The sequence below is a fragment of the Chryseobacterium proteolyticum genome (assembly GCF_046591535.1).
GTDB lineage: Bacteria > Bacteroidota > Bacteroidia > Flavobacteriales > Weeksellaceae > Chryseobacterium > Chryseobacterium proteolyticum.
Genome location: NZ_JBJLWK010000006.1, coordinates 156554 through 175650, shown reverse-complemented (window position 1 = coordinate 175650; position 19097 = coordinate 156554). Strand labels below are relative to the sequence as shown.

The following is a 19097-nucleotide window of genomic DNA, read 5'->3' as shown; positions in this document are numbered from 1 at the left end:
TGTTAACGAAAGCCTCAATTTTACTACATTGGGGCTTTCTTATAAAAACACGCAGTTCCTAAAGCTAGAAGTGGAATTAAAATCAGCAGCCTCTGAACTAAAGAAAAACGCTCCACTTCATCATCCAGTAATTGACTTGGAACTAACGATACCAATGCAATTGCAAGAGCAGCAAGCAAAATTTCAGATAAAGATAATTTTTTAGAAACATCGACTGTAACATTGTACCCGGAACTGAGAATCCAATAACCCAGAAACAAAATCATGAAAGGAAATGACCATATCCTGTAAGTGTCATAGGCAATAGCATGAAGTCCTAAGGGAATTAGAATAACAATAGCAAACAATAGCAAAAGATACTTGTTGGCCTTTTCAAACTTCCTGTAAACAACATACATCATAAAGAGAATGGGAATCCCAAAAAATATTGAGCATTTGGAAACAAATACCCTTTGAAAGAAATGCGGACTCTCATCTTGTATATAGTCTGTAAATTTTACAGTATAAGCAGATGCTACAGAATCGGCAACTTTTACGTTTATAAATTTTAAATGATCCAGATAATTAAAAATCATTTTATGATAGTTTGACCCACTCATTTCCTGGTAGGCTGACACTCCAAAAGTAACAGCAAGCGGTAATATAAGAAAGAAGCTTATTCTCTTTATTAAATGGGAATTTAAAGTGTCTTTAAAAGAAATTCTTTCTCCACTTACTCCATCCACCACCAAAGCAAAGCAACAGATAGGGAGCATCAGGAAAAATGAAACCTCATGTATAAGAACGCTAATAGAAGCAACTAATGATGCCAGCAGAATCTTTTTCTTCCTTAGAAGCCATATAACTAAAATGGTTAGCAAAAAGATGATATGATCCAGGTACCCTATAAGATGGGCCGTAAATATGATATATTGAGATAAAAAAAAAGGTCAGATAAAATACGAGAGTGTAAACATCCCCTTTGTTCCGGATTGTTTCTTTACTAGCCATAAACAACAACAATCCATATAGCAACAATATTATAAAAACAGATAAAACAAATATGTTCTGTTCATTTTTCTCTACAAATAATCCCAAAAAACCTCCGGCAAATCCTCTTTTTATAAACCCGAATCTATAATCGAGCATCCAGTGAGCAACGGACCATTGATTGGGAAACCTTATCGTTTTTAAGACACTAAAAACAAGTGCATATGTATAGATAATAATGAAAAGAACTTTTCTATTCATCTACTAAATAGTCATAGAGAAAATCCTGGTTTCAGGTTTATTTCGCATCATTCTAAGATCAAACACCATGGCTACATTTCTTGTAAACGCTCTTCCCTTTTCTGTAATCCTGATCTGATGATCTCTGATTTCAACCAGTTCATCTCTTTCCATTTCCTTAAGCATCTCCAAAGCATTTTCCAGTTCCGGGAAAGAGTTTTGGATATCCCATGTCGTTTCCAGCTGACACATAAGGTTCAAAATATGTCTTCTTACAATTAAATCTTCATGATTAAGGATATGACCTTTTACCACCGGAATCTCTCCCTCTTCAACGATTTTCTGGTATTCTTCAACCGTTTTTACATTTTGAGCGAAAGCATACCAGGAATCTGAAATTGAAGACATTCCAAGTCCCACCATCAATTGCGTTTTGCTTGAAGTATATCCCATAAAATTCCTATGCAGCTTTTTCTGAATTAAAGACTGATAAAGGTCATCATGCTCCAGGGCAAAATGATCCATCCCAACCTCTATATATCCCAGTTCCTGCAATAAGCTTTTACCATCTTCGTAGAGTTTTCTTTTTTCCTCTCCGCTTGGCAGGTCATTTTCATCAAAACCTCTCTGTCCTACTCCTTTTACCCACGGAACATGCGCATAGGAATAAAAAGCCAGTCTGTCAGGCTTCAGTTCCAGTGTTTTACGGATCGTGTATTCCATTGCATCCCAATGCTGGTGAGGCAGTCCAAAAACCAAATCGTGGCTTATTCCTCCATATCCTATCTCACGGGCTAATTCGGTTACTTCCTTTACTTTTTCAAAAGGCTGTATCCTGTTGATTGCTTTCTGAACTTTCGGATCGTAATCCTGCACGCCGAAACTTACTCTTCGAAAGCCAAGATCATACAAAGTCTGAAGATGCTCTCTTGTTGTATTATTGGGATGTCCTTCAAATGAAAACTCGGGATGTTCTGCAATATCTACCGTAGCAAATATTCCTTCCAGCAATGTCTTTAAATTCTTAGGAGAAAAAAAAGTAGGCGTTCCCCCTCCTAAATGAAGTTCTTTTAATTTAGGTTTTTCATCAAAAAGCTCAAGATAAAGCTTCCACTCTTTTAAAACACTTTCAAGATAAGGTGTCTCAACACTATGCTGCTTTGTAATACGTTTGTGACATGCACAGAAAGTACATAATGCTTCACAAAACGGCAAATGGATATAAATAGAAATTCCCTCACCTGAGTTACTTTCATGGAAAGATCTTACCACACTCTCCTTCCATTTTTCAGGAGAAAAGGTGCTTTCGTCCCAATATGGAACAGTAGGATAAGACGTGTAACGTGGTCCGGGAATATTATATTTATCGATTAAAGAGTTCATCTAAAAATTTTAAATTTTTATAAATTGAATAAAATTCACATAAGAATTTCATTCTGCAAAATTAGCTATAACTTATGAATTTTAAATCATGAATTATATTAGGGTTTGTTTTCGAAATTTATAATCAGTCTAAATACCCTTCACAGGCTCTAAATACAAAAAATAAAGCCTTAAAATATTCAATAACCTAATTGTATCCAAAATCACTCAAAGGTATACCGAAGAAAATAATAATGGGTAATAAAACTACAGATATCCTCTATACCAAAAATTTAAAATTTTAATTTCATCAGCTGGATCTTGTCTTTACCCGCAAAGGCAACGGAATTTTGATCAATCCACTCACACACGTATAAGTTTTTTTCATCAGAAATTTTCCTCCAAGTTTTTCCAAAATCTGAAGAATAACTGATATGCTGATCTCCTACTGCTATCATTTCTTTTCCTTTGGATCCCGGTCTAATTTTTACACAGGTAGTATAGCCTTCGTTCGCACCTGACGCCTGAATCTGCCAGGTTTTACCCCCGTCATTAGTCGTCGCTATGTTATTGATATTCTCTTTCTGTTTGGTATAATCTCCTCCGACTGCCACTCCAAACCGGTCATCATAAAAATCTATAGAATACATTCCCTGCGATGGTTCACCCTGAATAAATGGTGTAGTAAAAACATCAAACTTCTCCGTTTTAAGATCTAACCTCAGAATTCGGGAAGCTTTACCTCCTGTTGCGATCCACATGTATTTTTTAGTTGAAGCAATGTTTGTATTACTTGCTGCAAAAGCTGCTTCCCCACTGTTTAATGAAATTTCATTCTTTAGCAAATCCCATTTCCCATTTTTAAAAGCAACCAATTTAAGGCGATTACTTGAATCCGAATCACTGAAAGTAAAAGCAAGATGATCATACACAAAGTGTAAAGCATCATAAAATGCAGTTTTCACCGTATCCTTATACACTGTTTTTGACTGCATATCCTTTTTATCAATTCTAAAGAAATAAGCAGGACTTCCAACATTAATAGCATAAAAATCATTATTGTTCTGAGCCAATGTTCTGAACTCTAACTTCTGATCCGATAATGAAATCTGTTTTTGATTTTTAAAATTTTTAAGATCAACAAAACCAAATTTAGAATCCGTACCTGCATACCAGATTTTATGATCCCAGACCTGGAGCGCTCTTATGCTTATTTTATCATTAAAAATTGTTTCCATGTTTACTTCTTGGGAAAATGTCAATATTCCCAAAAAACAAAATACACATGCTAGAATATTTTTCATAAAAATTTAATTTGGTGAAAGACAAAAATAAAAAATCCACAACATTCTGTGGATTTTTTATTTTTATTTTTATTCTTACAAATCTAGATCAGGTTTTTCCAGTGGCTCTTGTTCCGCCTTAAAGGTTTCTCCGTATCCTCCGTTTTGTAATTTGGAATTTCTTTTACTATAAAGGAAGTAAATAATAAATCCGATGATCAACCATGCGAAAGAATACATTTTAGCTTCTCTACTTAAATTAAAAATCAGATAAACATTGATTAAAATTCCAAGACAAGCGATTAATGGCAATGCCGGAACTTTAAAGTTTCTCTGCAGATTAGGTTCTTTAACCCTCAACACCCACACAGCTACACAAACCATAGTGAAAGCAAATAAAGTCCCGAAGCTCGTCATGTGAGCAAGATCATTGATCGGTGTTAAAGAGGCAACTACAGAAATTAGAATTCCCAAGATGATTAAGTTTTTGGTTGGTACTCCTGTTTTTGGATTTACTTTTGAAAAAGTTGCTGGGATCAATCCATCTTTAGACATTCCAAGGAAAATTCTTGATTGTCCCATGATCATTACCATCAATACTGAAATCAATCCAACAGTTGCGGCAATTGTAATGATGTAACCAGCCCAGGCCTGACCAGCAATATCAAATGCATAGGCAACAGGAGCTTTGATCGCATCAGGATATTTCCCTAAAGGATTGAAATCCGTATAATGCATCATACCCGTTAATACAAGCGACACCAATATATATAAAAGTGTACAAATGATCAAAGAAGCAATAATAGCAAAAGGAACATCTTTTTTAGGATTGATTGCCTCTCCTGCCTGAGTCGACACCGCATCGAATCCTACATAAGCAAAGAAAATTGCAGAAGCTCCAGCAACAACCCCTCCTATACCATACGCAGAATGGGAAACCCCATTTTCAGTAATAGTAGTCGCTTCAGGAATGAAAGGAACCCAGTTATCCGTATTGATAAAGAAAATACCGGCAATAATAACAAAAATGATTGCTGATACTTTAAGCATTACAATAAAGTTATTCGCTTTTGCAGCTCCCTTTGTTCCTCTCACCAAAATAGATATAACAAATAATACAATCAAAAATGCAGGTAAGTTCATAGAAAAACCGGAATTTCCGGCTGCCCAATAAGTCTGGGGGTCAGTAGTAAGCCATGTAGGCAAATGCAATCCGAACATTTTAAGGAGTTTTCCAAAATAACCGGACCAGGATACGGCGACCGTCATAGATCCCATTGCATATTCTAAAATCAATCCCCACCCGATAATCCAGGCAAAAATTTCCCCTACTGTTCCATAAGCATAAGCATAAGCCGAACCTTCTACAGGAAGTATGGAAGCAAATTCAGCATAACATAAAGCTGCAAATACACAGGCAATTCCTGCAATTACAAAGGAAAGTGCTAATGCAGGACCTGCATTATAATAAGCTCCTGTCCCGGTAAGTACAAAAATTCCTCCTCCGATAATTGCTCCGATTCCAATAGCTGTAAGACTCCATTTTCCTAAAACGCGTTTCAGCTCACTTTTCTTAATATCAGCTTCATAAGCGCTCATTGGTTTCTTAACCCAAATTTTTGACATATTTTATTGTTTATTTAAGATTTACGAAAGTATAAAAAATTTACAAATACTAACAATTATTGACAAACTTTCATTATTAAATTTATATTTAAGGATATAAAAAACTGATTAACATACCATTCAACTCATTTTTCATCAATATTGAATTTTTGCTTATTTTTGAACACATTTGAACATATGAATCTATATGACCTCTTTGTAAAACCGTATGAAGACTATACAACCTTACAAATTATGCTGGAAAGCGCAGGAACTTTTTTCGGCATCCTCAGTGTCTATTTCTCCATCAAAAAAAATATTTGGGTATACCCCACTGGTATTATTTCGACCCTTATTTATGTTTATATTCTTTTTAACTTCGGATTGCTGGGCGATTGTATGATCAACATCTACTACACTGCTATGAGTGTTTACGGATGGATTTTATGGGCAAAAAATTCAGAAGATAATGTTCATGTGGAAGTTTCATGGGCAACCAAAAAAGAATGGATCTTTGCCAGCATCCTGTTTGCAGTTAGTTTATTACTCGTTACTTTTATATATTATTACAAACCTTACATAGATAATCATTTTTCCATGACAGGTGCTAATTTAGGATTGTATCATCTTGATTGGGCAAATTGGCTTGATGTATTTACCACATCCATATTTTTAGTAGGAATGTGGTTTATGGCCAAACAACGCATTGAGAACTGGATTTTCTGGATCATCGGAGATTTTATTTGCATGCCTATGATGATTTTTAAAGGACTTGGAATCACTTCGGTTCAATATTTGGTATTTACTATAATGGCGATCATAGGATTCGTCAAATGGAAAAAAAGTTATAAAGAAAAAAGAAAGATAAAGTCATGAAAAATTTATTAAAATTAACGTTTAGTTTTTTCACTATAGTTAGTTTAACTTCTTGTTTGGCATATTCTGACGGATATGCTGGTGGTTATGGAGATCCATATTATAATAACGGTTATTATTATGCTCCATCAGGATACTACGGAAGTGGCGGATATTATGGCAATGATGGATATTACTATAGAAATGATATCAATTATTATTACGATAATGGTGCTCCTTATTATTACTATGGGAACAATAATAACAGAAGAAGGGTTTATGTAGAAAGAAGAAGCTCTACAATTACTTCTCAGAGACCTAATAACGGATTGCAAAATACACGTACCAATAACAGTAATTATAACAATAGTAATTACAATAACAATAACGGATATAATAACAGAAACAACGGAAATAGCGGTTTCAGAAATAACAACTCCAATAGTCAGAGTAATCAGGGCAGCGGATATAGAAATGTTCCTCAGCAAAATACTCAAAGACCTCAAAATAACAGCGGTTTCAGAAGTAACAGTTCATCCAACTCTAATAGTCCAATAAATACAAATAACGGAAGTGGATTTAGAAGTAATAATACTCAGCAAGATAACTCTAATCGATCAGGCGGAAGCGGATTCAGAAGATAATCATTCTAAATAATAAAAAACGGGCAGTATTTACTGCCCGTTTTTTATTTTAATATACTAATTTTGTTTGTTTATTTTAATGTAAAGAAAGTATGGAATTTTATAAATATCAAGGCACTGGAAACGATTTCGTAATGGTAGATAACAGAGATCTGCAATTTCCAAAAGACAAAGCAATTATCGAAAAGCTTTGCGACCGACGTTTTGGAATTGGAGCGGATGGTCTTATTCTTTTAGAAAATGATGAAAAGTATGATTTCAAAATGGTGTATTACAATTCCGATGGTGGAGAAAGTACCATGTGTGGAAATGGTGGTAGATGTCTTGTTGCGTTTGCTTTTTTCCTTGATATCTTTGAAGCCAAATGTAAATTTATTGCTATAGATGGAGAACATGAAGCAGAAATCCATAATGGTATCATCAAATTAAAAATGATCGATGTTACCGACATTTCCAATGACGGAGCAGATTCTGTAATGGATACCGGATCTCCACATTATGTAAAATACGTCGAAGATTTGGTTACCTACAATGTTTTTGCAGAAGGAAACGGGATCAGAAATTCAGAAAACTATAAAGAAAAAGGTATCAACGTCAATTTTGTTGAAAAAATTACCGATGATGAAATTTTCGTAAGAACCTATGAACGAGGCGTTGAGGATGAAACATACAGTTGCGGAACAGGAGTTACTGCATCTGCTTTAACCTTTCTACAAAAAAACAATCTAATCTCTGTAAAAGTTAAAACTTTAGGTGGAAACCTTAAAGTGTATGCTGAAAAAAACGGAAATTCTTTCCAGAATATTTGGTTGGAAGGACCGGCAAAACAAGTTTTTAGAGGTAAGGTTGACTTGGTTTAAAAAAAACAGACAACTTTTAATCAACTATTAAATAATGAAAAAAACTATTCTCATTATCATACTGCTTGTTGTAGCGGTAGCAGGATTTTTTGGGTTAAGATTTTATAATACATATTACGGTAACAACATAGAAAAAGAAGGATATGTTTTAATCCCTCATGGAGCAAGCTTTAAGCAGGTACTTGATTCTATTGGACCGTATATACAAAATAAAGAGTCGTTTGAAAGAGTAGCAAAGGATAAGGATCTGGAACAACATCTCAAACCGGGTCGTTACCACATCCAGAATGGAACAGGAAATACGAATATTGTCAATATGATCAAAGCGGGAAACCAGACGGAAAATACCTTTAGAATAGGAGATTTTGGTGATATGTATCAAATGATTGGTAAAGTCACAAAAAAAACGGAGTTGGATTCACTCAGATTTGTAAAAGATTTTAATACGATTGCAACTGAAAAAGGATATACCAGCGCCGAAGACCTGAAAAAGTATTTTTTTATCGATTCATATAACTTTTTCTGGACAGTAAGTCCTAAAGATTTTTTTAAAAGATTTGAGGATCAATATAATGGTTTCTGGACAAGTGAAAGAAAAAACAAAGAACAGCAGTCCGGGCTAACAAGAGATCAGATTTATGCACTTGCCTCTATTGTCTATAAAGAATCCGGTGGAAAAAAAGATGAAATGGAAACTATCGCAGGACTATATTTAAACCGATACAGAAAAGGAATGAAATTACAATCTGATCCTACGGTGATCTATGCTATTAATAAGCAGACAAATTTTAAAGAGCCAATCAAAAGGGTTTTATATAAACATCTGTCTACGCCCTCTCCTTACAATACATACGCTAATCCCGGTATTCCTCCCGGCCCGATATGTATTGTAGATAAGAACTCTGTAGATGCTGTGCTTAACGCAGAAAACAACAATTATATATATATGTGCGCTGATCCGGCAAGGTTTGGCTATCACAAATTCACGGCAAGTGCTGAAGAGCATGCAATTAATGCAAAAGCTTATCAAAACTGGCTTAATTCAAAAAATATAAAATAAAAAGCAAATTTAACTTTATTTTAACAATTTCATAATTAACATCCAGCCTTAAAAAGCGACATATCTATTACAAACAATAAATTAATCGTAATATTTTGAAATTTAACCCATTAATAATTTCACAATATTAGGAGTTATCCCTTCACGATTTTACACAAACAATACCTTATGAATCAGACGGAAATTATTAACCTTTTTACAAAAAAAACCTTAGGGCTTACTTTTGTTCTTTCGGCGGCGGCATTTGCTTTCGGACAGGAAAAAGCAGCTATATCAGGGACAATTGTTAGTAAAAACAATCAGCCTGTTCCTTATGCCTCAGTCACCTTCAGCAATAAAGAAAATAAATTACTTAGTGATGCTGCTCTTACTGATGAAAAAGGACAGTATAAACTTGATCTTGCTCCCGGGAATTACGACATCACCGTTGAAGCAATTGATTACAAAAAAAGTGTAGTTAATAAACAAATTGCAGCTGCGGGAAATATCGGCGCCTTATCCATTGAGCCTGAAAAAAGTGCGACCAACCTTAAAACGGGAGATATACAGGGTGTAACGATTACGGTACAAGCGAAGCCATATAAAGTGGAACTTGACAAAAGAACATATGACCCCTCTCAGGATATTGTAAGTAAGGGAGGAAATCTTCAGGATGTATTATCCAATGTTCCTTCTGTTTCTGTTGAAACGGACGGTACAGTTTCTATGAGAGGAAGTTCTAATGTGAAGTTTTTAATTAATGGAAAACCTTCTGCATTACTTGGTATTGATGATGGCGCCAATGCTTTGCAAAGTATTCCTGCAGATCAGATCGATCGAATCGAGGTTATTACAAACCCTTCTTCGAAATTTGAAGCCAGCGGTACTGCAGGTATTTTAAATATTATTTTAAAGAAAAATAAGAAAACAGGTTTTAACGGTAGTGTTGTTGGAACTTTAGGATATCTTCCACAAACTTCTCTCAATACCAACTTAAGTTGGAGAAAAGGAAAGTTCAATTGGTTTTTAAATGGAGGTGGTGGATACCGCGAGTCTAAAAATACAAGCAGAAACAATTCATTATTTTCAAGTGGTACAACAAGCCAGATTGACAACGAGTCCATTACAAAGAGTAAAAATGATAATTATAACGCTTCTGCGGGGGTAGTTTATGATATCAATGACAAAACCTCCGTAAACGCATCCGGTACTGTAAGAACTTTTGACAACAACAGCAACGGGTACGTAACCTATTATGATTACTTCACCAATAATACAACAGGTTTCAGACAAAGATCGAATACAGGAAATGGCAATAACTTAGCATTTCAGGGAGATTTCGGACTTGATCACAAATTTGATGATAAAGGCCAGAATTTATCCCTCTCAGCAAGTTTGCAAAGGAACCGATCTAATAATGATACCAATATATATGATACCAACAATAACGTTTTCCAGCTTGAAGATTTTGTAGCACAGAAAACACTTAACCGATCATTTATAGGAAAAGCTGATTATGAACTTCCTATTGGTGAAAATTCTAAGATTGAAGCCGGTTATAGATTAGATATCAATAAAAATGACTATAATAACATGGTCATGGAAAGCACAGCATCCCATCCCTTGCTATCTTATCTTGAAGATTACTCATATAACGCGACTTACAAAGAAATGTTTAATGCATTTTATCTTCAGTTTAAAAGCAAAATCGGAAAGCTCGGGTATCAACTGGGTTTAAGGGATGAAATTTCCAAAGTAGATATTGATTATTTAAATCTTGCCGGAGGAGCTCAAAAAACAACCAAAAACTATAATAACCTTTTCCCTAGTGTATTTCTAAGCTATGAAATAGCAAAAGACAATCAGTTTTTAGTAAATTATTCAAGAAGGATTGATCGTCCACGTTCATTCTTTATGATCCCAAATCCAAGTTATAATGACAATCAAAACATTTTTGACGGGAATATTGATCTGAATCCATCTTATGTCGATTCTTACGAAGTAGGATACAGCATTTCTAAAAAAAAGCTTTACCATCAACCCTACGCTTTACTACAGACACTCAAGTGATGATGTTAAAATGCTGGTGTACAAAACAGTTGATGATAACGATATTACAACATTTCATACAAAGCCAATCAACTTAGGAAATGACGATCGCTATGGTCTAGATCTAAATTTTAATTGGGACGCAACCAAATGGTTAAAATTTATGGGAAATGTTGACCTGTTTGGCTATAAGACTACCGGTAGTTATTACGATCCTAAAACCATGGATAAACCAATGTCATTTGATGGAAGTGGCTTTTCTACAAGAGCCAGATTAACATCTACCTTTAAAGTTGATAAAACTTTTAATTTCCAGCTACAAGGTTTCTATAGAGGAGCACAAAAGACCCAGAGCCAGGACAGAAAAGATATGTATGCAGTAAGTTTAGGAGTTTCCAAAACGATATGGGATGGCAATGGTACGATAGGTTTCAATATTCAGGATATTTTCAATACCAGAGCAATGAGATCCACAACTTATGGTACTGATTTCACCAGAGATTCTTACATGCAATGGCAACCAAGACAGTTTGCTCTATCTTTAACTTACAGATTCAAACAAGGGGAAAAAGTAGACCAACCTAAAAAGAAAAAAGACATTAACGCTAATGCTGCCGGAGATGACCAGCAGGCACCAATGTAATACAAAAAAAATCCCGATTATTAATCGGGATTTTTTATTTTGCATTTACGGGTACTTTACTTTTCTCCGCTTCGAAAATTCTTTTTCTTAAATCGCTGGAGGAAAACCGGTGGTCCCTTTTATTATAATAAATTTCTATTCCTTTTTGCTCGCAGTATTTTTTTCCTGTAAAATCACGGTCCATATAATCGTCTCCAATAATTCTTACGTCTATTACAAAAGATTTCAAAATGTCTTCCAGATCTTCTTCTGTATAGTAAGGAATGATTTCATCTACAGCACTCACTGCCTTAAGCTGAATATATCTTTCTACAATGGTCTGAGTAGGCTTATTTTTATTAGGGCGATCATGGGAGGGGTCAATCTGTAAACCTACAATCAGATAATCGCAAACGGTTTTTGCTTCTTCTAACATTTTTATATGTCCCGCATGAAGTAAGTCAAATGAAGAGAATGTAATCCCTATTTTTTCTGTTTTCATATTAGTCTATTTAAAACTTCACTAAGATAGAAATCTTTTATTTAATTCCTTTCATAGAGAAATATTTTGTTAATCATTTAATTTAAATTTCTTGACTTCAGATATTTTTGCCATTCCCAAACCGTTTTTAATGCTTCCTGCAAACTGGTTTCAGCCTTCCATCCAAGTTCATGTTCAGCTTTGTCAGCATTGGCATATGTAACCGTAATATCTCCCTCTCTTCTATCACAGATCTGATAAGCAACCTTCACATCATTTGCCATTTCAAAAGCATTCACCACTTCTAAAACTGAGAATCCTTTTCCGGTTCCTAAATTATAAATATCAATAACGGTATTGTTACTAGAATCTGACATTAATTTTTTTAATGCTGCAACATGAGCCTTTGCAAGATCAACAACATAAATGTAATCGCGGATTGGTGTTCCGTCCTCCGTGTCGTAATCATTCCCCCAAATATTTAATTTTTCACGAATTCCTGCTGCCGTCTGCATCACATAAGGAATAAGATTATTTGGAACTCCAATAGGCAATTCGCCTAATTTACCCGAAGGATGTGCTCCAATAGGATTGAAATATCTTAATAAGGAAATCTTTCTTTTATATGCATTGGCAAAATCTTTAAGGATCTCTTCACCCATTTGTTTAGTTTTACCATAAACACTCTCCGGCATTTTTAATGGGGTATTTTCATCAATGGGCATTACATCCGCCTGCCCGTAAACCGTACACGAAGAACTGAAAATAAAATTAGAGAGATCTCTCTTTTTAAATTCCTGAAGAATATTGATCAGAGAAAATAAATTATTCTCATAATAATCAACAGGTATAACCTGACTTTCGCCAACTGCCTTAGAAGCAGCAAAGTTGATACATCCGTCAATTTGATGAGCATCAAAAACCTGACTTAAAAGCTCCTTTCTTTTTAGATCAAAGGGATAAAAAACAGGTTTCTTTCCGGTAATCTCTTCTATATTATTTAAAATAAATCTTTCAGAGTTAGACAAATCATCTACAATAACAACATCAAAGTTATTATTAAGTAATTCCACTACGGTATGGGAACCTATATATCCAAGACCTCCGGTTACGAGTATTGCCATTTATGTTTATATTTTGATTTTTATTCTTCTTTTTGTCCTATAAATTCAATGTTATCACATTTTACCTCTTTATATCTGTACTTGTTAATTAGTATGATCAGCCATGTTGTAACACAAATAAATCCAAACAACATTACATATTCAAATAAAGGAATATCTTCTTCCATCTTACCAAATTCTTGTATAAACACAGTAGTCAAAACCCCTAAAAACATTACAATAAGAAGTCCGTAAAATAAGTTTAAAAAAAATAAACTTTTCGATAATTTTAACAAAACCAGGATTAAGCTTATAAAGCTAAATAAAAAGCCAAATGCTAAGATCAACAGCGCAAAATATTTTACACTGGAAATTCTATCAGACTCACTTTTAAAAAGATTATAAACATCAAAAGTGGCAAAACCAAATATAAAAAGTATACAAAAATTGAATACAATTACAAGAGCATTTAACCACTTATATTTAAATAATCTTTTTTTCATTCTATCCCATAAATTCAAGCACAGCATCCGTAATATACTTCAACTGTTCTTCATCCAATTCTGTATGCATCGGAAGAGAAATCACCTGATCCAATAATTTATCCGTATTTACAAAATCTGCATCATTACTTTCCTGGAAATAAGCTTTTTGCTTTCTTAATGCTACCGGATAATAGATCATCGCAGGAATTTCTTTTTCTGCAAGGAATTTTTGTAACTCATTACGTTTTCCGTTTACTATTCTTAAAGTATACTGATGAAATACGTGGGTTGTGTTTTCGGCTCTTTTTGGCGTTAATATGTTTGGGTTTCCCGCAAAAGCCTCATCGTAATAATCAGCAGCTTTTCTTCTCGCTTCATTATAGGAATCAAGATTAGGAAGTTTTTTCCTTAAAATAGCAGCCTGAATACTGTCTAAGCGAGAGTTCACTCCTACTTCATCATGATAGTACCTTTCATACATTCCATGATTAACAATTCCTCTTAAACGGTGTGCCAGTTCATCATTATTGGTAAAGATAGCACCTCCGTCTCCATAGCAACCTAAATTTTTAGATGGAAAGAATGAAGTGGTACCTACCGTAGACATCGTACCTGCCTGTTTTACAGTCCCATCGGAAAACGTATAGTCTGAACCAATTGCTTGCGCATTGTCTTCAATAACGAATAAGTTATTCTCTTCAGCAATTTTCAGAATTTCTTCCATATTAGCACATTGTCCGAAAATGTGTACGGGAATAATCGCTTTCGTTCTCGGAGTAATTGCTTTTTAATCTGTTCCGTAGAAATTGTGAATGTATCGTAATCTACATCTACCAAAACAGATTTAAGTTTCAATAAATGAATAACTTCTACAGTAGCTGCAAAAGTAAAATCAGCAGTGATCACCTCATCTCCTTCTTTAAGGTCTAAAGCCATCAAAGCAATCTGTAAAGCATCAGTCCCGTTTGCACAAGGAATAACATGCTTTACGTCTAAATAAGATTCCAATTCATTCTGGAAAGACTTCACTTCTGGGCCGTTTATAAAAGCCGCTGAATCCATTACATTTAATACTGCATTATCTACATCATTCTTTATCTTGTAATACTGACTTTGCAAGTCAACCATCTGAATTTTTTTCATAAATAAATATTTCCGTAAAAATAAGGAATTTACAATCCATTCAAAAATTTTATTGATTTTGTTTTACCTTTATACAAAATAACACCATGAAGAAAACTCTACTCTTTTGTTTCTTAACCGGTTACTCTCTAGCTTTTGCACAAACAGCACTGGTATTCGTGTATTTCACTGATAAACCTAATAAGTCAGCATTTTATGCTAATCCCCTTTCTGAGCTTAGCCAGAAATCATTGAACAGACGAGCGGCTTTGGGAATTCCCCTGAATGATCAGGATGCTCCTATTGAGCAATCTTATATTCAGAATATCCAAAACCTTGGTTTTACAGTTACCGATTACTCAAAATGGCTTAACGGAGTAGCCGTAAATGCCTCTTTAGCCCAGATTGCAACACTTCAGTCACAACCCTATGTCCAGTCGGTAGAAAGTTTTGCAAGAAATGCTTCTGCAGGGACCAAACAGACCAACCCTAATAAATGGGAAAATTTTGACAATACAAATAAAAACCTGACCACATTTGATTATGGTTCAGGCTCAGAACAAATTGATCAGATCAATCTAAGACCTCTTCATCTTGCAGGCTTTACGGGAAATGGTGTAACCATCGCAGTTATAGACACCGGCTTTCCGACAGTAAACACAGGCTCTGCTTTTGCCAGATTATGGACCAATAATAAAATTAAAGGAGGATTTGATTTTGTCACTAAAACGAATGATATTTATAACCCCTCACTCAATGTTCATGGCTCTGTTGTTTTAGGTGCAATTGGAGGTTATATTCAGGATATATTCGTTGGTTCGGCACCTGATGCTGATTTCTATCTTTACCGCAGCGAAAATTCCCTTGTAGAAATTCCTGAAGAAGAATTATACTGGATTGAAGCAGCAGAGGAAGCTGATAGAAAAGGGGTCGACCTTATTACTACATCTCTGGGATATACCACATTTGATGATACACGATATAATTATCAGTATTCTGATATGAATGGAAGCACATCTTTTATAGCCAGAGCCGCCGGGATTGCAACAACCAAAGGTATTTTTGTATTCATTGCAGCAGGAAACTCGGGACAGCTTCCCTGGCATTACATCAGCACTCCTGCAGATAATCCCCAGGTGTTTACGATAGGCTCAGTAGATTCTTCCGGAATCTCATCCGGATTTTCATCTTTCGGGCCTAATGCGTTGGGTGTAATAAAGCCAGACGGTAGTACAAGAGGTACTGCATCTGCTACTGTTTTCAATAATTCAATAACTTCTGCTACCGGAACCTCAATTGCAACACCAATTGCTGCAGGTGGAGTAGCTTGCTTAATTCAGGCTTTTTCCAATATGAACCGAGATCTGATGAAAAACAAATTACGACAAACGGCCTCATTATATCCTTCCTACACAGATCAGATGGGTTATGGGATTCTTAATTTCGGAAACTTCTATAATGGAACTTTAAACACTTCCGAAGTAGTAAAAAAGCAAAAAGTTGCTATATTTCCAAATCCTGTAAAAAGCATTCTAAATGTCGCATCAGAAGCAGATGTTATTTCATTGGAGGTTTATGATAACCTGGGTAGGCTCATCATCCGGAGTAACCAGCAAAAATCTATTAAAGTTGAACATTTTCCGAAAGATACTTATTACCTTAAGATTCAGACAAAAGATAAATCTTATTATGAGAAATTTATAAAAGAATAAACAAAGGCCACTCAAATTGAGTGGCTTTGTTATAACGAGATTAATTATTATAGTTTTGAGATCCTTTGCTAAGCTGAGTTCCTACTCGCATTAATATTTCCAAACAATGATCTTGTTACCAGCTTTTCATAAGCTTCTTTGTTCCCTTCTCCTTTCTGGATCTTCATTAAAGCATATTGCTGGATGCTTAACAAAGGCAATACAATCTTTTCACGGATCTTTACAGATTTTCTTGACAAGGGATCTTCTTCCTGCAGCATGGTAAATCCGGTAAGTTCAAGCATAATATCTTTTGAAAGATTATATTCTTCAAAGAGCACATTCCAGAATGCTCCGAATTTCGGATTGTTTTTAATATAGTAAGTAAGCGGGAAATAAGATTTATTCATACTCATCATAGAGTTTAAAACTAAAGTTTTAAAGAAGTCCGAACCTTTGTATAATTCTCTTACTTCTTCAAACCTTCCCTGCTTTTTCATTTCCTCCATGGCAAAACCAAAACCAAAAAATCCCGGCACATTCTGCTTCAGCTGGGACCACGAACCCACAAATGGAATAGCCCTTAGGTCTTCGAATTTCAATTCGTTCCCGTTTCCTCGTTTTGATGGACGGCTTCCAATATTCGTTTTACCATAGTATTCCAATGTACTCATTTCCTGCAAGTACGGAACGAACATCGGATGTGCTTTCAGATCAGAATACTTTTTATAACTCATCTCTGCCAGCTCATTGATCAGCTTTCTTTCTTTTTCAGTAAGGTCTTTTTTAGAGTTTTTAAATACATCGTTTTCCACTCCCGCCGTTAATAGTTGCTCAAAATTGTATTTTGCCTGCTCTTTATTTCCAAAAATACTGGTTATAGTCTGTCCCTGAATGGTTAGCTCAATTTTATTATTGGCAATGGTATTTCCCTGAGAAGCATAAAAATCATGGGTCTTCCCCCCTCCTCTGGCCGGAGGTCCTCCCCTTCCATCAAAAAATACTACTTTGATCCCTCTTTGTTCGGAAAGTTTAGTAAGAACTTCTTTAGCCTTGTAAATCTCCCAGTTGGCCTTTAAATACCCACCGTCCTTTGTTCCATCGGAAAAGCCCAGCATAATGGTCTGCTGATTACCTCTTTTTTCAAGATGTTTTTTATAAACCGGATTTTCGTAAAGTTCTTTCATTACCTTTTCAGCATTATCAAGCCCTTCCATGGTTTCAAACAAAGGAACAATGTCCATATTGATATTTTCTTCCTGATAACCGCAAATTTTGAAAAATGCATATACATTCATCACATCTTTCACAGCATCGGAGTTGGATATAATATAACGGTTCATTCCCCTCATACCATTCAATTGCTGAATTTCAGCAACTTCTGAAACCGTAAGCAAAGTATCCTTTACAATGCCTTCAAAATCATCAGCCTTAACTGTTTTAGAATCCTGAATTAATCGGTTGAATTTTTCATTATGATCGGCTTCCTGATCTCCATATAATTTTGCAAAAACTTCATCTATAACCTGCTGATGAATCCTGCTGTCCTGACGAATATCTAATGTGGCGAAATGGGTCCCGAAAATTTTAACCCGGTCTTTGAAATTCACGAGAAGATCTAAAAATAATGAGTTATGTTCCCGTATAAGAATATGTTCTGCTTCATCTGCCCTTTTCAGAATATCTTCAGTGGTAATTTTGTGGTTATTAAAAATAGCCGCATACAATTCATCATTAAGCTGTTGTAAAACTTCCGACACGCCTCTGAAACTTAAACGTCTTCTGATAAATTTTAAATGGCTGTAATAAGATTTTAAAATTGCAGAACGAAGTTCTTCAGCGACTCTTTTGGTAACATCAGCCGTTACAAAAGGGTTACCATCCCGGTCTCCTCCCGGCCAAAAACCAAGCTGTATGATATCTTCATGCAAATGAAAATGTCCGTTTCCGAATGTTTTTCTGATCTTGGTAAACAATTCACCGATGGTATCGTAATACACATAGCGTAAATAGGAAATGATACTCAATGCCTCATCAATAGGAGTCGGTTTTTCTTTATTAACAAAAGGAGTTTTTCCCAGCTGCTGAAGAAGCATATCAATATTGGTAACAGAATCAGTGGTAATCGCTGACCTTAAATCCTGAATGATCCTCTGTACAGAACTTGGATAAAATTGTGTAGGGTGAGCGGTGAACACAACCTTTACTGTAAAATCCCTCAACTTTTCACGAACTTTTTCAAGTTTATGATCCTGCTGGGAGCGCTCAAAAAGATTGGTTACCGTTCCATTATCGCTCTCCGAATGTAGATTCGGAAAGGCAGCATCTTCAATACTGTCAAATAAAACTACCTGCCTTTCGATATATTGTATGATTTTAAAAAGCAATTCCAGTTTCTGTTCCTCAGTATGCAGGTCGGTATGGCTTTTAAAAAACTCCTCTACGATTTCTTCAGGGGTCTTTCCGGCCTCGTAACCGTTTTTGCTTTCTTCGTATAAAAATGGGAGTAACATCCCGATATTGGTCATTTTATCATAAGGCAAACTCATAAATAATGAATTGTAGATCTGGAATTTATTTTCTACAATCTGCCTGAATTTCTCTGCGCGTTGGTCATGTATCATATAACAAATGTAAGCGATTTTGAAATTAATTTAATTGACAAATGACAAAAATTAAGACCAAAA

13 protein-coding genes and 2 pseudogenes are annotated in these 19097 nt (G+C 35.1%); 6 read left to right on the top strand and 9 right to left on the bottom strand.

Annotated features, from left to right (window positions below; translation table 11 throughout):
• Window positions 1-23: 23 nt before the first annotated feature.
• From ACJ5H0_RS20350 to ACJ5H0_RS20335, 4 genes are all read right to left on the bottom strand, one after another.
• Window positions 24-860: a hypothetical protein gene (locus tag ACJ5H0_RS20350; RefSeq protein WP_411251830.1), complete on the bottom strand. Its 837-nt coding sequence runs from the start codon at window positions 858-860 to the stop codon at window positions 24-26.
• Window positions 861-1233: 373 nt separating this feature from the next.
• On the bottom strand, window positions 1234-2592 hold the full coding sequence (hemN, locus tag ACJ5H0_RS20345; RefSeq protein WP_411251829.1) for an oxygen-independent coproporphyrinogen III oxidase: 1359 nt from the start codon (window positions 2590-2592) through the stop codon (window positions 1234-1236).
• A 272-nt stretch (window positions 2593-2864) separates the two neighbouring features.
• Window positions 2865-3809 (bottom strand): WD40/YVTN/BNR-like repeat-containing protein, encoded by a 945-nt coding sequence (locus ACJ5H0_RS20340; protein ID WP_411251828.1) that lies wholly within the window; start codon window positions 3807-3809, stop codon window positions 2865-2867.
• Window positions 3810-3950: 141 nt separating this feature from the next.
• The gene (locus tag ACJ5H0_RS20335; protein ID WP_273647541.1) at window positions 3951-5480 is read right to left on the bottom strand and encodes an APC family permease; all 1530 of its coding nucleotides are present in this window, start codon (window positions 5478-5480) and stop codon (window positions 3951-3953) included.
• Between the two features lie 177 nt (window positions 5481-5657).
• Between ACJ5H0_RS20335 and pnuC the strand changes: the two genes are divergently transcribed.
• The 5 genes and pseudogenes from pnuC (at window position 5658) to ACJ5H0_RS20310 (ending at window position 11549) form a co-directional block, all read left to right on the top strand.
• Window positions 5658-6335 carry a nicotinamide riboside transporter PnuC gene (pnuC, locus tag ACJ5H0_RS20330; protein ID WP_411251827.1) on the top strand — a complete coding sequence of 226 codons (678 nt, stop codon included), beginning with the start codon at window positions 5658-5660 and terminating at the stop codon, window positions 6333-6335.
• Window positions 6332-6958, top strand: a complete 627-nt coding sequence (locus tag ACJ5H0_RS20325) for a hypothetical protein (RefSeq protein WP_273647539.1) — start codon at window positions 6332-6334, stop codon at window positions 6956-6958. The genes pnuC and ACJ5H0_RS20325 overlap by 4 nt, the downstream gene beginning before the upstream one ends.
• Window positions 6959-7050: 92 nt before the next feature.
• The gene (gene dapF / locus ACJ5H0_RS20320) at window positions 7051-7818 is read left to right on the top strand and encodes a diaminopimelate epimerase (RefSeq protein WP_172277824.1); all 768 of its coding nucleotides are present in this window, start codon (window positions 7051-7053) and stop codon (window positions 7816-7818) included.
• A 34-nt stretch (window positions 7819-7852) separates the two neighbouring features.
• Window positions 7853-8878, top strand: coding sequence for an endolytic transglycosylase MltG (gene mltG / locus ACJ5H0_RS20315; RefSeq protein WP_411251826.1), 1026 nt, complete (start codon window positions 7853-7855; stop codon window positions 8876-8878).
• Window positions 8879-9046: 168 nt separating this feature from the next.
• Window positions 9047-11549 (top strand): annotated as a pseudogene (locus ACJ5H0_RS20310) (TonB-dependent receptor domain-containing protein).
• Window positions 11550-11583: 34 nt separating this feature from the next.
• Here the strand turns inward: ACJ5H0_RS20310 and ACJ5H0_RS20305 are convergent.
• From ACJ5H0_RS20305 to ACJ5H0_RS20290, 4 genes and pseudogenes are all read right to left on the bottom strand, one after another.
• Entirely contained in the window at window positions 11584-12030 is a 447-nt protein-coding gene (locus ACJ5H0_RS20305) for an adenylyltransferase/cytidyltransferase family protein (RefSeq protein ID WP_172277818.1), read from the bottom strand.
• A gap of 77 nt (window positions 12031-12107) precedes the next feature.
• Entirely contained in the window at window positions 12108-13133 is a 1026-nt protein-coding gene (gene galE / locus ACJ5H0_RS20300) for a UDP-glucose 4-epimerase GalE (RefSeq protein WP_411251825.1), read from the bottom strand.
• A gap of 20 nt (window positions 13134-13153) precedes the next feature.
• Window positions 13154-13615, bottom strand: coding sequence for a hypothetical protein (locus tag ACJ5H0_RS20295; RefSeq protein WP_411251824.1), 462 nt, complete (start codon window positions 13613-13615; stop codon window positions 13154-13156).
• Between the two features lies 1 nt (window position 13616).
• Window positions 13617-14740: pseudogene (locus ACJ5H0_RS20290) on the bottom strand (DegT/DnrJ/EryC1/StrS family aminotransferase).
• Between the two features lie 86 nt (window positions 14741-14826).
• On the opposite strand from ACJ5H0_RS20290, the gene ACJ5H0_RS20285 reads away from it, so the two are divergent.
• Window positions 14827-16431: a S8/S53 family peptidase gene (locus ACJ5H0_RS20285; protein WP_411251823.1), complete on the top strand. Its 1605-nt coding sequence runs from the start codon at window positions 14827-14829 to the stop codon at window positions 16429-16431.
• Window positions 16432-16499: 68 nt separating this feature from the next.
• On the opposite strand, the gene ACJ5H0_RS20280 is transcribed toward ACJ5H0_RS20285, so the two are convergent.
• Window positions 16500-19034 (bottom strand): phosphoenolpyruvate carboxylase, encoded by a 2535-nt coding sequence (locus ACJ5H0_RS20280; RefSeq protein ID WP_411251822.1) that lies wholly within the window; start codon window positions 19032-19034, stop codon window positions 16500-16502.
• Between the last annotated feature and the right edge of the window lie 63 nt (window positions 19035-19097).

Excerpts from the sequence above, each read along its gene's own strand:
- hemN (WP_411251829.1), bottom strand. The coding sequence starts at position 2,592 with ATGAACTCTTTAATCGATAAATATAATATTCCCGGACCACGTTACACG.
- ACJ5H0_RS20340 (WP_411251828.1), bottom strand. The coding sequence starts at position 3,809 with ATGGAAACAATTTTTAATGATAAAATAAGCATAAGAGCGCTCCAGGTC.
- ACJ5H0_RS20335 (WP_273647541.1), bottom strand. The coding sequence starts at position 5,480 with ATGTCAAAAATTTGGGTTAAGAAACCAATGAGCGCTTATGAAGCTGAT.
- pnuC (WP_411251827.1), top strand. The coding sequence starts at position 5,658 with ATGAATCTATATGACCTCTTTGTAAAACCGTATGAAGACTATACAACC.
- ACJ5H0_RS20325 (WP_273647539.1), top strand. The coding sequence starts at position 6,332 with ATGAAAAATTTATTAAAATTAACGTTTAGTTTTTTCACTATAGTTAGT.
- dapF (WP_172277824.1), top strand. The coding sequence starts at position 7,051 with ATGGAATTTTATAAATATCAAGGCACTGGAAACGATTTCGTAATGGTA.
- mltG (WP_411251826.1), top strand. The coding sequence starts at position 7,853 with ATGAAAAAAACTATTCTCATTATCATACTGCTTGTTGTAGCGGTAGCA.
- ACJ5H0_RS20305 (WP_172277818.1), bottom strand. The coding sequence starts at position 12,030 with ATGAAAACAGAAAAAATAGGGATTACATTCTCTTCATTTGACTTACTT.
- galE (WP_411251825.1), bottom strand. The coding sequence starts at position 13,133 with ATGGCAATACTCGTAACCGGAGGTCTTGGATATATAGGTTCCCATACC.
- ACJ5H0_RS20295 (WP_411251824.1), bottom strand. The coding sequence starts at position 13,615 with ATGAAAAAAAGATTATTTAAATATAAGTGGTTAAATGCTCTTGTAATT.
- ACJ5H0_RS20285 (WP_411251823.1), top strand. The coding sequence starts at position 14,827 with ATGAAGAAAACTCTACTCTTTTGTTTCTTAACCGGTTACTCTCTAGCT.
- ACJ5H0_RS20280 (WP_411251822.1), bottom strand. The coding sequence starts at position 19,034 with ATGATACATGACCAACGCGCAGAGAAATTCAGGCAGATTGTAGAAAAT.